We start from the raw sequence: 13235 nt of genomic DNA, 5'->3' as shown, positions 1-13235 counted from the left end.
CTCACATGCCCGCTATATTGTACGCTGCCTCGGCTTTCCTGCGGACACGCTGGCTGGCAGCGCGGTTGAAGACCCCCAACGATGTTCGCAGGTGGCAGGCGAAGAGGCTCGCTTCTTGGCTCAAGACCACGGTGCCAAGCGTCGGAGCGTTCGCCGGGACAAGGGTTGCGCGTCTCGAGGAGTTGCCCCCAATAGACAAAGCGAAGCTTATCGCCGCCTTTGCCGACTATAACCGTCCCGCTATTTCCGCTGCCGAAGTACGCGCTGCGATCGATGCCGGCGAAGATCGGGTGCGCGGCTATCCGATCGGGCAGAGCACCGGGACCAGTGGCAATCGCGGATATTTCGTGATCAGCGATGCTGAGCGGTTCGTGTGGCTGGGGACGATCCTCGCCAAGACGCTGCCCGACGTCCTGTGGCGGCGGCACCGGGTTGCGCTGGCACTGCCAGGCTTCTCGACGCTGTATCGCTCGGCCGAGCATGGGCGGCGAATCGCATTGCGCTTCTTCGATCTCGGGCGCGGCGTCGACGCCTGGGCCGACGACCTCGTTGCCTTCGCACCCGACACGATCGTGGCCCCGCCCAAGGTGCTGCGCGCGCTTGCCGAAACCGGCCGGCTGACTGCGTCGCATATCTTCAGCGGTGCCGAAGTGCTCGATCCACTCGATCGCGCGGTGATCGAGGCGGCGACGGGCGCTACGGTGCGTGAAATCTATATGGCGACCGAAGGGCTGTTTGGGGTTTCGTGCCCGCTGGGGACGCTGCACCTCGCCGAGGATGCGGTGATGTTCGAATGGGAGCCGTCGGGCGATAGCGGGCTGGTGACGCCGCTGATCACGGATTTTACGCGGCGGACGCAGATCATGGCGCGCTATTGCATGAACGACCTGCTCGCCCTGTCTGATGCGCGCTGCCCATGCGGCTCGCCGCTACAGGCAGTGGCGCGGATCGAGGGGCGGCAGGACGATGCGTTCGAACTGCTCGGCGGAGACGGCGCGTGGCGGATGATCACGCCCGACGTACTACGCAACGCCGTTGTCGATGCCGACCGCGCCATCACCGATTTCCGCATCGTCCAGGCCGCAGCCGATGCGGTTCGCGTCGAGCTCGACGCAGCGCTCTCACGCGACATCGACGCGCGCGTGATCGCGTCGCTCGGCGCAGTGTTCGATCGCGTCGGGGTCGCCGTGCCGGCCATCAGCGTAACTCGCGGACTGACGCTCGATTTCGACCGCAAGCTGCGCCGGGTGCGCCGCGAATGGCGTTACAAATAGAGCGTAGTCGTGCGTTGCTCGGGCGGCTGCGGCCTGCCGTTGGCCAGCCGCCAGATCGTTGGGCCGAGCAGATCGGCAGGACCGATAGCGAAATCGACTGCGCCCCAATCCTTGAGCGCCTCGACCTGGCCGGCCAGCACGCGCTGGTCCTGGCGCAGCAGCGGCAGGTTGAACGCCTTGAGCACCCAGCGCTTGAGCCAGGCCGGCGCCAGCCCCTTACGGGTCGCGAACAGCGCATAAGGACGGACCAGATCCTCGTCCTCGGGAACGAAAATCGCGGTCAGGGATACGCTTAGGCCGCGCTCGGTGCGAAATTCGAGCTGGCCGATCGTCGGCGGGAAATAGCGCCCGATCGATACCAACCTTTTGCCTTCGAACAGCCGCGGCACGATCCCAGTGGCGCGGGCATGTTCGTGATAGATCGCTTCGCCGCCGTCGGGGCCGAGCGATACTTCCACGCGCATCGCCCGCCGCGCCGGGCCGCGCAGGAACCAGGGATGAACGTAATGCGGGTGAACGGGGTCGAGCATGTTCTCGATCCCGTCGAGCAAGCGCATCCGGGTCGGCGCCACCAGCCAGCGGAAGTGATCGAGCCCGGGATCGTCGAGCAGAGCGGGCAGGCGCGGGAAAAGCGGGGGTTTCTCGGCAAGGCAGGTCCAGACCAGCCCGGCGCGGACTTCGACGGGTAACACCCGCGCCGCAACGTCGGGCACCTCGTCCGATCCCGGCACTTCGACGCAGCGGCCGTCGGCACCGAAACGCCAGCCATGATAGGGGCAGGCGATCGTCCCGCCGCGCACGCAGCCGTCCGAAAGCTTGAGCGCGCGATGCGGACAGCGGTCGAGCATCGCCACTGGCTTCCCACTGCTCAGGAACAGTACGATCGGGGTGCCCATCAGCCGCCGCGCCAGCGGCTTGCTGCCCACCGCCGCGAGCGCCGCCAGCGGATGCCAGCCCTGCGCGATCGCCACCGGCCATGCCTCGCTCATAGTTTTCGCCTTCGCATCATCGGTACCGCCAGCCGGTCGAGCACGAACGCCATGCAAGCCAGAACCGCGCGCCGGCGCCACGGCAGGTGCCCGGCGGCAATCGCCGTATATTCGATCACTCCGGTCGCGCCGCGGTTGCGCTTGAACTGCGCCGCCCCGGCCGAGCCGTTGAGCCGGACACCCTGCTCGGCGGCCGTCGTCGTGAACAGCAAGGTGGCGATGCGGTACAGGCCTTCACGCTGCGGCCGGGCGGTGTCGTAGCCGACCACCGGGGGCGTGAGCACGTCGCCGCGGACCAGCGATCCCGCTACCGCCAGTAACACCCCATCGGCGTCGCGCGCGCCGCGATAGCGCAGGGTGCCCGTGCGCCAGGTCATACGCACATAACTGGGCGAGAAGACCGGGTTGAGCGGCGAATATTTGCCGACATAAAGTAAGTGATAGAGCTCGGCGATCCGTGCGGCATCGGCCTCTTCCATCGTCGCGAAATCGTCGATGGACAGGCCGCTGTCGGCGAGCAGCTTGCCATCCTGGCGCGTGCACCGTCTCGGCCGCCAGTCCTGCCTGAGATCGCCGGTTACCCAGATCTGCCGGCTTGCCAGCAAGCGCCAGCCGTCCCTGCGCGCCGCGTCGAGAAGGGCCGGCGAGGCCCAGCCATCGACCGAGCGGATCGCGACGGCGTGATCGGGAAAGTGCTGCGCCAGTAACGCGCGGATTGCCGGCAAATCGTCACCCGACCAATCGCCATGCAGATTGGTCGATAGCAGCCAATTGTCGACATGGACGATGCGGTTGACCCGACCCCAGCGCAGCACCCGATCGGCGGCGGCGATCAGCAACCGCAGCAGTGGCCGCAGCCTGCCGGTGTCGACGAGGTCGAGCTCGGCGCGCGCATAGAGGATATAGGCGCTGTGCGGCAGGCAGACATAGCTTCCTCCCCGCTCGCCATCGTTGACTGTCACTGGATAGACACGTTCGCCCGAGCGCAGCGCCAGCCAGCGGGTCGTGACGTTGGGGACCATCGCGGTAGCCCCGGACTTGGCGATGCCTTCGATATAAGCGCGCGCATCGCAGGCCGCAGGCCAGGCACCAGGTGGCGGGTCGCGCGGATCGAACAGCATCATGCGATCGGCTCGCCATTCCATTCGATGTCGTCGGTGGTCGCCCCGGCCGGGCTGCGCCGCGTAGCCAGGGCACGCACTCCGAAGCGCCCCGCGTCAATCAATGCGCCGATCGCAGGCCGGCGATCGCCGATGCGCCCAACCGCATCGCGCCCGCGCCGGACATCGCCGGCAAATGCGCGCACCCGCCCGCTGGCGATCGCCGCCGGCACTCCCAGCAACGCCATTGCCGGCCCCAGATAGCGTACGCCCCCGACTGCGTGCGCCCCACCCTCGCCGAGCATCGCGCGGGCGAGTTCGGGCCGGGCGTCGAAGAGATGCAGCCCGCTGACTGCGCGCGGGTTGCATTCGATCGGCACCACCGTGCCATCGGGGGTTACGATCACGTCGAACGACAAATGCCCGGTCAGGCTGTTCGCCTCGGCAATCGTGCGGGCTATGGCAAGCCCGCCCGGGCACTCGACCGCTTCGAAGGCATAGGCCGCGGCCCTGCCGTGGCGCCATAGCGGGCGATATACCACCGACGCCACCAGCCGCCCTTGCCTCGCGAACGACCACAGGCACAGTTCCTCGCCGGCAACGAAGCGCTGCGCCGCCCAGGGCATGGCTGGGGTCGGGTCGATTGCGTCAAGCTGCGTGCGCGTCGGACGGATCAGCGTGTGCGTCGCGAAGCGCGAGAAGTCGGGCTTGAACACCAGCGCTTCCGGCGCGACTGGCAACGCACCGAGATCGGCGCGGGATTCGACCCGCCACGTCTCGGGCGCGGCAAGTCCCAGCCCGCGCGCGTGGCAGGCGAAGCCGATCTTAGAATGCAGCGTGCGCAGCACGGCGGACGGCGGCGCCAGCACCCGCTCGCCCAGGCCGGCCGCCGCGACGTAGAAGACTTCCTCGCAGGTGGGCAAGATCGCGACTGGATCGAGCCGGGCAACGAGATCGCGCAAGCCGGCGGCGAACCGAGGAAAATCGGTGCGCGGCGGCGCCAGCAGGTGCGTCGCGGTTACGCTGCGCGACAGCCGTGCCGCCCAGCCCGTCACCGAATCGGCGAGATGGACCCAGTGCCCTGCCGCCGCGAACGAGCGTGCCAGATCGACCGCCACCGGCGCGCGGGCACCGGTAACGAGGATAGTGCTCACGCCTCGGCTTCGGCGGCGCGTTCGGGGCAATGCGCAGGCGTCAGGCGGATCGCCGGGTTGCGCCGCCACAGCGCGTTGAGCCTGGCCAGCGTGTCCTCGACGCGCCCGGCATGGCCGAGCAGATTGCTGGTCAGCCGCGGTGGCGGCATATTGCGGCGGATCGCATCGCTCGACCAAGCGGCGTCAGCGACCATGAAATGCTCGCCATGCGCAGCATCGGCGACGACCATTCCCCAGTGCCCGGGGCAATGGCCGGGCAGCTCTACGGCGAGCAGGCTGCCGTCGCCGAGGATGTCGGCCCCGGTGTCGAACGGCTGGAGTGCGTCGGGCAGCGCGAGACGCGGCGCGTCCTCGAAGAAGCGCGCGCGCTGGGCGATGTCGACGGGGAGCAGTGCTGGCAGGATTCCCGCGCGCAGGCCCGCAATGCGCCCGCTCGAGCAAGCCGCGTCGAGCCCGGCGCGCGCGCAATGGATCGCCGCCTTGGGAAAGGCATGCGCGCCGGCGATATGGTCGGCATGGAAATGCGACAGAATAAGGTGGCGCACATCGGCCGGAGCAAAGCCGAAACGCGCAAGCTGGCTGGCGACATCCGCGCCCGGCTCGAGCGTGGCCGGGGTCAGCCAGCGATAGAAGCGCTCGGGGAAAGGTTGGGTCGCGGCGAAGAAGGCCGGGTCGTAGCCGGTATCGAACACGATTGGTCCTTCGACTGGGTGAATGACGAGCACCGATAAGGCCGGAAACACCGCCGGCCGCCAGCTGCCGTCGCGGATCGTTGCGCGCAGCGGATGGACGCAATGCCCGGCGCGGATCAGGTGTACGGCGACTTCACGCATCGATTTGCTCCGGCAGGGCATAGGCAATCATGTCTTCGACGCGATAGTGCGGCACCCACCCCAGCAGATCGCGGGCACGATCGAGCACCATCGTCTGCGAATAGCCGAAGGTCATCACGCTATAGCGGGTCACCGGCGGTTCGGGCCGGCTGGGAAGCCATGCGGCGACGCGCTCGCCCCCCCCGGCGAGCGTCATCGCCAGCCCGGTCGGCACCGCCACGAACCGCGGCGTCCGCCCGATCCGGGCAAACAATTGCTCCAGCAGCGCGCGCACCGGGCGCGGATCGCCGCCCGATACGTTGAACGTGCGGCCCCCCGCGGTGGCGCGATGCCGGTCGGCGGCGAGGAAGGCAGCGGCGGCGTCGCGCACGTCGATCGGCTCGATCAATCCGCTGCCCCCCCCCGGCAACGGAAACCGCCCGCGACGTGCCGCGCGCAAGATGCGGGGCAGCAACACGGTGTCGTGCGGCCCGACGATCCCCCGCGGGCGAATTGCGACCGTGCGAAAGTCAGGCGCATCGGCGGCAAGAACCAGCAATTCGCCGGCATATTTGGTCGCGGCATAATCGTTGGCGAAGCGCGCCGCGATCGGGCTGTCTTCGGTCAGCCCGATACGATCGCGCGCCTCGGTATAGATTGACGGCGTCGAGGCGTAGATAAAGCCGTCGCAGCGCGCCGCCCGCGCCGCCGCCAGCAATCGCTGGGTCGCGGTCACGTTGATCGCCTGATAGCTGGCCCGCGTCCCCCAAGGTGACGACAAAGCCGCAAGATGGAACACCACATCCACCCCCAACACCAACGGCGCGAGCGGATCGATCGTCAGATCGGCAGCGACGAACTCGGCGCCCAGCAGCGCGCCGATCGTCCGGTCGCGCCCTGTCGCGCGCACGCGATACCCGGCGGCGCCCAACTGGGCGACCAGTTCACGTCCCAGCCCGCCGGTCGCGCCGGTAACCAAGGCGACGCGTTTCACCACCGGATCACCGCGCCGCCCAGCGACACCCCGGCCGAGGAGCCGATCAACAAGCTGTGACTATCCGGCGCGGTCAGGCCGCGTTCGCGCGCGACGTGGAGCGCATGCGGCATGCTCGCTGCGATCTGATTGCCATGCTCACGAAAGATATCGAGCGTCTTGGCGTGGCCGCCCAGTACTGAGCGCTTGAGATGTTCGAGCGCGGCGGCGCTGGCCTGGTGCGGTATAATGGTGTCGATCGTGTCGAGCGGCACGCCGCTGTCTGAAAGCAGGTCGCGCAAGAAGCGCGGGAAGCGCTTGGCGGTCGCTGCGAATAGCGCCGGTCCGTCCATCCGGAATTTGGCCGCAGCGAGAAAGGCGTCGAGATCGTCGTCGGGACGCATCCGCGTGCCGCCCGATTCGAGACGGCACAATGTGGAATGATCGCCGTAGGTTGCCAGGCGGCACGCCAACATGTGGCTCGGCCCGCCCGCTTCGATCGCCACAGCCGCAGCGCCGTCGCCGAAGATCGCCGATGCCTCGGGCGCGGCAAAGTCGAGCGCTGCCGAGGCGAGATCGACCGACACAATAAGCCCGCGACGCCATTTGCCCACCGCCATGCCCATCAGCAACGCATCGAGCGCGACCAGGAATGACAAGCAGGTGGCATTGACGTCGAACGCAGCGATCCCGCTGGCACCGATGCCGAGCCGGCGCTGGAGCAGCGCGGCGTTGCCGGGGATGGGCTGCTCCATCACCCCGCATGCGGAGATGAGCACATCGATGTCGGCGGCGTTCCAATGCGCAGCGTCGAGCGCGGCCAATCCCGCCGCGGCACCGAGCGACGAACTGGTTTCGTCCTCGCGCGCCCAATAGCGGTTCGCAATTTGGAAATTCGCTTCGGTCCAGCCGGCGTCGCGGCCGATCCGCGCGTCGATCTCGGTTGATGCAATGGCCGTCCGCGGCAGGGCAATACCGCTGCCTGCAAATCGAAATCCAAGGCCGCGAATCGCGTTCATAGCAAGATATTGAACAGTGTTTATTTGATTGTAAAGTGCCGGGTCCCGATCGCTTCGCGGACGCGCGCGTAAACCGTTTCGAGCGGCGTGGTTTCGCCGAGTAGTGCGAAGGTGCCGTTGAGCGTAAAGAAGCAATGGCCGTGGACCGTCGCGAGCAGCGAGCGAGCTAAAGCATCGGCCTGGTCGCGGTGCTCGGACGGCAGCGCCGCGGCAATCTCGCCCTGCACGATCCCGGTGAGCGCGCGGATCTGGTCGAGGTAGTAATCAGGCGCGGCAACATCGTCGGGTAGACGGTGGTCGTAGAGCGCTGTCCAGGCGTGGCGATGCAGCAGGGCGAATTCGAAATAGGCCTCGACCAGTACACGCAGCCGATCGTGCGCGACGCCGGCCAGCCGTGCCTCGACATGCGCCTGCCACAACGCCAGCGTCCGAGCGTTGATCGCGATGATCAGCATGTCGTGGCTGCCGAACACATTGTAAATCGTGCCGATCGAATAGCCGATGCGTTTCGCCACTTCGCGCGCGGAGAAGCGCGCAAAGCCGACTTCGGATATCTGGCGATGCCCCTCATGGACGATCATCGTCCGGAGTTCTTCGCGTGTGTGATCGGACCGGCGCGCCACCTATCCGGTCTGCCATTCGATTTAACGGTGTTCAATAGATGTATGCCCGGTCGAACTTCGAACTGCTCGCGCGCGCCTCGTTCCTACGGCGCGAATGAAGGCGCCGACGACCGGATTAGCGCGAGCCGCTCTGTTAGCCGCCCATCAACTAGCGGCCCAAAGCCGCCGGACCACCTTCATGTATGCTGGGCCCTGGACCGCGGTTATACGATTCCATCGCAGAAATGGACAGCAACACCTCTTGGTTCATCACTCAATCCCGCAAAAATTCTCGATATTCCAGTCGATGCTCTAATTCAGTGACATTCACTGCCATTTCACCACCGATCTTCGGATCCTTCCGGGATGAGTAATATGAGGGGCCACTCGACCGAAACCCTCAGTTGCTCCAGTGACCGATACCGCGCTTGCGAACCGTACAGAGCCCTGGCTAAGCTTGCATATCCCGAGGGACAACTCCGCGCGACAGGGAGAATCAGAGATAGCTATCCTTGCTTCCACACTGGCCGCGCATCAGCGGCTCAAAGGTCGAATGACCTTATGCAGTTGGGATGCCGGTTGGCGGTCCGCGCTACTGCGCGCCTATGACGAGCCGATCGAAGTCGAGGATCTGACGACTGCGCCGACGGCGGACCAACTAGTTGTGCTCGTCACGCGCGGCTCGTGCAACATCGAGGGCCATTATGGGGGCAAATGGCACGGTGCGCGCTACCGCGTCGGTGATATCGGAATGACCGCTCCGGGCGAGGAGGCACGGCTGCGCTGGCGTGGCGAAGAAGCACATAGCACGCTCCAGCTTCACTTGCCCGCTGACATGATCGCTGCGGTTGCTGCCGAGTTCGTGGGCGGCACAAAGCGAGGCTTCCAACTCCCTAACGCGCTGCGCCGTGAGGATCCGGTAGTACGGAATGTAATTCAGGCGATGGGGCATGCGGCTCGGGCGAATTTCCCCGACCTGTATGCCGATACCGCAGCGCACTTTCTCGCGGCTCATATCCTGCTCCACCACGCCGCACTCCCGCACGTCCATCCGGCGGGGAATGAAGACAGCCGGTTAGCGGCAGTCGATGCCTATCTGCATGAAAACCTAAGCTCTCAGATCTCGCTCGATGCATTGGCCGCGGTCGCCGGACTCAGCAAGTTTCACTTGCTCCGGATGTTCAAGCGCAAGTTTGGCGAACCACCGCTTCGGCATCTCACGCGCCTGCGCGTCGAGGCGGCGAAACGGCGGCTCACCCTCAGCTCCGCTTCGATAACCGAAATTTCCTTTGCTTGCGGATATGACAATCCGTCGCATTTTGCCGCCGCTTTCCGGCGTCTTACCGGTGTGTCTCCCGCGCAATATCGTCGACAGGCTCGCTGAACGTAGCAATTTCGCGTTGGAATTGAGCAATGCCGCGAGCGACGCGGCGCAGCATGTCGGCCACACTAGGCCCTGCTAACGCAGGGAGACTATCATGGCTCGCGTGGATGAGGACGAGCGCTCCGCCGGGCTGGAGCTTGCCCGCCGCGAGGTGATGGCAGCTGGTCTTGCAGGGTCGCTGCTTATGGGCACGCCGGCGACCGCGTCGGCTCGGTCGGAAGGCAGCCTGAACTCGGCGTTGCTGTCTTTCCGGCCAAATGGCGTCGAACAGGCGCTCGAGATAGACACCAGGAGTTCGCTGCTCGACGTGTTGCGCGAGGGACTCGGTTTGGTCGGCGCCAAGAAGGGTTGCGATCATGGTCAGTGCGGCGCCTGCACGGTGCACGTCGGTGGCCGTCGGGTGCTTTCCTGCCTGACACTGGCCGTACAAGTCGAAGGCTGCGACGTCACGACGATCGAAGGCTTGTCGCGTGCGGACGGTGCATTGCACCCGATGCAGCAGGCGTTCATCGACCATGACGCGCTGCAGTGCGGCTACTGCACCCCTGGCCAAATAATGTCGGCGGTCGCGTGCGTACGGGAAGGAAACGCTACATCGCCTGACAACATCCGCGAATATATGAGCGGGAACCTGTGCCGCTGTGGCGCCTATGTCGGGATCGTCGCGGCAATCGAGGCGGCGGCATCCAAGTTGCAGGGACCTGCGTGATGCGGCCGTTCCGTTACACCAAGGCAAGATCACTGGCCGAAGCCGTTCAGGCGGTTGCGGCCGGCGGCCCGGATACGCGCTACTTGGCGGGAGGTACTACGCTCTACGACATGATGAAGCTGGGTATCGAAAAGCCCACCGCGTTGGTCGACATCACTGGCATTGGCGAACTCGAAGGGATTGCCGTCTCTCGCGCCGAAATTTTGCTGGGCGCACTTGCCCGGATGAGCGACGTAGCCGCGCACCGCACTATCATGCGCGATTATCCTATGTTGTCGGAATCGCTGGGGAAGGCAGCATCACAGCAACTGCGCAATATGGCGACGATCGGCGGCAATCTGCTCCAGCGGACACGCTGCGCCTATTTCCGCTTCGGCGAGCCCTTTGCCTGCAACAAGCGAGCGCCGGGTAGCGGGTGTTCGGCGATCGACGGGATCGATCGGCCACTCGCGCTGCTGGGCACGAGCGGCGCCTGCATTGCGAACTACCCCGGAGATTTCGCGGTCGCGCTAGTGGCACTCGACGCCCAAGTCGATGTCCTCGGCCCGGCGGGCACGCGCTCGATATCGATCGAGAGATTTTTCCGGGAGCCCGGCGATACGCCGCATATCGAGACTGCGTTGGCGGCGGGGGAATTGATCACACGCGTCCGAATTCCCGCCACTCGGCTTGGCCGGGCATCAACCTTTCACAAGATTCGTGACCGCGAATCCTATGCCTTCGCGCTCACCTCCGCGGCGGTTGCTCTGGAGTTGGACGGCGACACCGTACGAGAAGCGCGCATTGCAGTCGGCGGCGTCGCTTCGCGCCCCTGGCGCATGCGTGAGGCCGAGCGCGCGTTGATCGGCAGCAAGCTGACTCCAGAAACAGGACATGCGGCGGGCGAACTGGCAATGCGCAGCGCCAAGGCCGGCCGGCACAACGGCTTTCGCAAGGAGCTGGCCGCGCGGACAATCGCCGACGCGCTAATGATCGCGAAGGAGCGCGCATGATGGCCGATCGCAGCTACTCCGACACGCAACGCCTCGATGCTCGCGACAAAGTACGCGGCGTTGCATTGTTCGCGGCGGACGATGTGCGACCGGGCATGCTCCACGGGATTTTTGCTGTCGCGCGGATCGGCAAGGGCAGGCTCAAGTCGCTCGACACGCGCGAGGCGCAAGGTGTTCCCGGAGTCCGACTAGTACTGACGCACACCGACATGGCAGGGATCGTCCCTGCTGGCTTCCTGATGGGGGGCGGATTTGCGTTTCAAAGCTTCCAGCCGATGCTCAGCGATGCGATCGCCTATCGGGGGCAACCGATCGCCCTGGTGATCGCCGACACGCTGGAGATCGCACGCGATGCGGCGGACAGGATCGCCGCAACATATGCGGCTGAACCGTTTCAGGTGGAACTTGATTCGCCCGCGCAGGATATCGTCAGCCAGGCTGCGTCGCCCCTTCCCAAACCGATGTTTGCCGATCGCGTCGCAGGCGACGCCGATGCGGCCTATGCGGCCGCGCCGATCAAGGTGGACATGCATTGTGCCAGCCCGCCGCAGCACCAGAATCCGATCGAGCTGATCGCTACCGTCGCCGAATGGCGTGACGGGACGCTGATCGTCCACGAGGGCACCCAAAATGCCGGGGCTCTCCGCGCCGGGCTCGCCAAGCAACTCGGCATCGCGCCTGACAAGGTACAGGTGATCTCCCCATATTGCGGCGGCGGGTTCGGCCAGAAGAACTCTCTGCAGATGCACACCGTGATCGCCGCGGTCGCCGCAAGGCGCCTCGAACGACCGGTGAAGATCGTACTACCGCGTGCACAAATCTATCACGACACCAGTTTTCGCCCAGCGAGCAGGCACCGCTTACGCCTGGGCGCGCAGCCGGACGGCAAGATCGTGGCGGCTATCCACGAGATCGATTCCCAAACCTCGCGTCACGATCTCTTCCCTGCACAATATGCAGATCTCTCGGCACGGCTCCACGGGATCGCCAACTTCCGCGGGCATGAGAGGCTGGTTCGCACCGATGTCCAGACGCCCGGTTATATGCGTGCACCCTATGAGCATATGGCCGCATTCGCGATGGAAACCGCAGTCGACGAACTCGCATACAGGGTCGACATGGATCCCGTCGCATTGCGCCTAGCCAACGACACGCAGATCGACCCGATCAGCAAGCTGCCCTTGTCTTCACGCAACTTGGCGGAATGCCTGAACCGGGGCGCCGAGATGTTCGGCTGGGCCAAACGCCCCATGGCAGCCCGATCGCTGCGGGAGACGGACGGCACCATGGTCGGCTGGGGGGTCGCGGCCGGCGCCTACAAGGCTGCTACCGCGCCTGCCATCGCCCGGATCACGGCGACGGACACCGGCCGGATCATGGTGGCAGTCGCCGGCCATGAAATGGGCCAAGGCATTCGAACGGCCATAGCCATCACCGTGGCGGGCAAGCTGGGCGTGCAGGCCGACTCCATCGACGTGGACGTGGGCGACACGCGTGGCACGCCGCAGCATCTGACCGCCGGATCATGGGGCACGGCGACGGCCGTACCCGCTGCCGACGAGGCTGCGGACGCACTCCTGGCGTCGCTTCGCGTGCTCGGCGGTGCTGGCACCCCAGCCGAAATATTGAAGCGTGCGGGCCGCCCTACGCTTTCCGCGGAAATTCGCCGGAAAGCGCCCGGCCAGCCCGATGCCGTCTTCGAGCGGCTCGCTGGCGGCATGCCTGCAGCGCAGGGCCCCACCTACCCCGACTTTGCCGCGTTCAGCTATGTCGCGCATTTCGTAGAGGTGCGGATCGAGCCGGGTACGCGTCGGATCCGTGTGCCGCGTGTCGTGAGCGTCGCCGATTGCGGTCGAGTGATCAGTCCGCGCACTGCGCAAAGTCAGATGCTGGGCGCAGTCGTCTGGGGCATCGGAGCGGCGCTGCGCGAGGAAAGCGAGGTCGACCCGCGCTTCGGCGGCTTTCTCAACGCCGATCTCGCCGAATACGCCATTCCCGTGAACGCAGATATCGGCTCCATTCAAGTCGCATTCGTCGACAAGCCCGATCCGAGGATCAACAGTCTCGGCGTGAAGGGTTTGGGAGAAGTCGCGATGGTGGGAGTCGCGCCCGCCATTGCCAACGCGATACATCACGCCACGGGCAGACGATTAAATCGACTCCCATTTCGCGTTGAACACGTTCTGCAGGGAATATGAAGGCAGTGCGGGGCGCTACACCGAAGGGT

Annotated in this window: 12 protein-coding genes; 5 read left to right on the top strand and 7 right to left on the bottom strand. The window is 65.7% G+C overall.

The genetic code is table 11. The features are described from left to right. Positions 1-5 precede the first annotated feature (5 nt). Entirely contained in the window at positions 6-1274 is a 1269-nt protein-coding gene (locus RZN05_RS04480; protein WP_317225424.1) for a F390 synthetase-related protein, read from the top strand. On the opposite strand, the gene RZN05_RS04475 is transcribed toward RZN05_RS04480, so the two are convergent. Genes RZN05_RS04475 through RZN05_RS04445 form a run of 7 tightly spaced genes read right to left on the bottom strand, consistent with a single transcriptional unit; the run spans position 1265 to position 7944 of the window. Further along, on the bottom strand, positions 1265-2263 hold the full coding sequence (locus RZN05_RS04475; RefSeq protein ID WP_317225423.1) for an aromatic ring-hydroxylating dioxygenase subunit alpha: 999 nt from the start codon (positions 2261-2263) through the stop codon (positions 1265-1267). The two genes, RZN05_RS04480 and RZN05_RS04475, sit on opposite strands and share 10 nt — an antisense overlap. Next, the gene (locus RZN05_RS04470) at positions 2260-3387 is read right to left on the bottom strand and encodes a hypothetical protein (RefSeq protein ID WP_317225422.1); all 1128 of its coding nucleotides are present in this window, start codon (positions 3385-3387) and stop codon (positions 2260-2262) included. Before RZN05_RS04470 ends, RZN05_RS04475 begins: the two co-directional genes overlap by 4 nt. Further along, positions 3384-4517 (bottom strand): ATP-grasp domain-containing protein, encoded by a 1134-nt coding sequence (locus RZN05_RS04465; protein WP_317225421.1) that lies wholly within the window; start codon positions 4515-4517, stop codon positions 3384-3386. Before RZN05_RS04465 ends, RZN05_RS04470 begins: the two co-directional genes overlap by 4 nt. Continuing rightward, complete coding sequence (locus RZN05_RS04460) at positions 4514-5350, bottom strand: MBL fold metallo-hydrolase (protein WP_317225420.1); 837 nt, start codon at positions 5348-5350, stop codon at positions 4514-4516. Before RZN05_RS04460 ends, RZN05_RS04465 begins: the two co-directional genes overlap by 4 nt. Beyond that, on the bottom strand, positions 5343-6323 hold the full coding sequence (locus tag RZN05_RS04455) for an NAD-dependent epimerase/dehydratase family protein (protein ID WP_317225419.1): 981 nt from the start codon (positions 6321-6323) through the stop codon (positions 5343-5345). Before RZN05_RS04455 ends, RZN05_RS04460 begins: the two co-directional genes overlap by 8 nt. Then, the gene (locus RZN05_RS04450; RefSeq protein ID WP_317225418.1) at positions 6320-7321 is read right to left on the bottom strand and encodes a 3-oxoacyl-[acyl-carrier-protein] synthase III C-terminal domain-containing protein; all 1002 of its coding nucleotides are present in this window, start codon (positions 7319-7321) and stop codon (positions 6320-6322) included. Before RZN05_RS04450 ends, RZN05_RS04455 begins: the two co-directional genes overlap by 4 nt. 20 nt (positions 7322-7341) lie before the next feature. Beyond that, complete coding sequence (locus tag RZN05_RS04445) at positions 7342-7944, bottom strand: TetR/AcrR family transcriptional regulator (RefSeq protein ID WP_317225417.1); 603 nt, start codon at positions 7942-7944, stop codon at positions 7342-7344. Between the two features lie 391 nt (positions 7945-8335). Between RZN05_RS04445 and RZN05_RS04440 the strand changes: the two genes are divergently transcribed. The 4 genes from RZN05_RS04440 to RZN05_RS04425 all read left to right on the top strand — a co-directional run bounded on the left by RZN05_RS04440 (position 8336) and on the right by RZN05_RS04425 (position 13206). Further along, positions 8336-9307, top strand: coding sequence for an AraC family transcriptional regulator (locus tag RZN05_RS04440; RefSeq protein ID WP_317225416.1), 972 nt, complete (start codon positions 8336-8338; stop codon positions 9305-9307). Between the two features lie 94 nt (positions 9308-9401). Beyond that, the gene (locus RZN05_RS04435) at positions 9402-10016 is read left to right on the top strand and encodes a (2Fe-2S)-binding protein (protein ID WP_394804779.1); all 615 of its coding nucleotides are present in this window, start codon (positions 9402-9404) and stop codon (positions 10014-10016) included. Next, positions 10016-11008: an FAD binding domain-containing protein gene (locus RZN05_RS04430; RefSeq protein WP_317225415.1), complete on the top strand. Its 993-nt coding sequence runs from the start codon at positions 10016-10018 to the stop codon at positions 11006-11008. The genes RZN05_RS04435 and RZN05_RS04430 overlap by 1 nt, the downstream gene beginning before the upstream one ends. Beyond that, on the top strand, positions 11005-13206 hold the full coding sequence (locus RZN05_RS04425; RefSeq protein WP_317225414.1) for a xanthine dehydrogenase family protein molybdopterin-binding subunit: 2202 nt from the start codon (positions 11005-11007) through the stop codon (positions 13204-13206). The genes RZN05_RS04430 and RZN05_RS04425 overlap by 4 nt, the downstream gene beginning before the upstream one ends. Positions 13207-13235: the final 29 nt, after the last annotated feature.

Source organism: Sphingomonas sp. HF-S4, from assembly GCF_032911445.1.
Lineage (GTDB): Bacteria > Pseudomonadota > Alphaproteobacteria > Sphingomonadales > Sphingomonadaceae > Sphingomonas > Sphingomonas agrestis.
Note: the sequence above shows the minus strand (reverse complement) of the source record. Positions and strands in the feature narration are given on the sequence as shown.

Coding starts and splice junctions, on each gene's coding strand:
- RZN05_RS04480 (WP_317225424.1), top strand. CDS start 6: ATGCCCGCTATATTGTACGCTGCCTCGGCTTTCCTGCGGACACGCTGG.
- RZN05_RS04475 (WP_317225423.1), bottom strand. CDS start 2,263: ATGAGCGAGGCATGGCCGGTGGCGATCGCGCAGGGCTGGCATCCGCTG.
- RZN05_RS04470 (WP_317225422.1), bottom strand. CDS start 3,387: ATGATGCTGTTCGATCCGCGCGACCCGCCACCTGGTGCCTGGCCTGCG.
- RZN05_RS04460 (WP_317225420.1), bottom strand. CDS start 5,350: ATGCGTGAAGTCGCCGTACACCTGATCCGCGCCGGGCATTGCGTCCAT.
- RZN05_RS04450 (WP_317225418.1), bottom strand. CDS start 7,321: ATGAACGCGATTCGCGGCCTTGGATTTCGATTTGCAGGCAGCGGTATT.
- RZN05_RS04435 (WP_394804779.1), top strand. CDS start 9,402: ATGGCTCGCGTGGATGAGGACGAGCGCTCCGCCGGGCTGGAGCTTGCC.
- RZN05_RS04430 (WP_317225415.1), top strand. CDS start 10,016: ATGCGGCCGTTCCGTTACACCAAGGCAAGATCACTGGCCGAAGCCGTT.
- RZN05_RS04425 (WP_317225414.1), top strand. CDS start 11,005: ATGATGGCCGATCGCAGCTACTCCGACACGCAACGCCTCGATGCTCGC.